This window comes from Pseudogemmobacter sp. TB195, assembly GCF_058313095.1.
In genome coordinates this window covers 1-522 of sequence record NZ_JBZEGG010000225.1, presented here as the reverse complement: position 1 = coordinate 522, position 522 = coordinate 1, and the positions used below count along the sequence as shown (strand labels likewise).

General features: G+C 64.4%; 1 protein-coding gene. It reads left to right on the top strand.

Going from position 1 to position 522, the window contains the following annotated elements:
* The first annotated feature begins 50 nt into the window (after positions 1-50).
* The gene (locus AC4FS3_RS29490) at positions 51-434 is read left to right on the top strand and encodes a hypothetical protein (RefSeq protein ID WP_491023494.1); all 384 of its coding nucleotides are present in this window, start codon (positions 51-53) and stop codon (positions 432-434) included.
* Positions 435-522 lie beyond the last annotated feature (88 nt).

Genomic DNA, 522 nt, shown 5'->3' with positions numbered 1-522 from the left:
CGCCCGCTGGAGCCTCAGCTCGGCGAGTTCCTGTCGCAGGAGGTGGACGCATGAACCGCCGCGACATCATCACCGCCGCGCCGGCGGCTGGCTTGGCCGCTCTGGTTGCTGGGGCTCTGCCCGTAGGGGCAGCCTGCGCCATTCCAGTTGAAACACCGGTTGCCGCGCTGTTCCGCGAGTGGGTGGTGATCAAGGCCGAAGAGGATCGGGTCTATACCGAAGAGCCGACTGGCAACGGCGACACGGAAGAGTGCCAGATCGCCACCGATGCGGTGAAGGCAATGGAGGCCAAGTTGATCGCTACGCCGGGTCACGGCGCGGGTGATTTCGCAATGAAGGTTTACGCGCTGACCGGAGGAGGCCAGTGGGCCCTCCCTTCGATCTATAGCACGCCCGACCTCTGGTCCGAAGCCCGCGCTCTAGTTGGCGCCTGAACATAGCGCCGCAACACACTGAAATCAGGGCCGTCCTTCGGGGCGGCCTGCTGCATGGAGAGACCATGATCCACATTGAACCATCGGC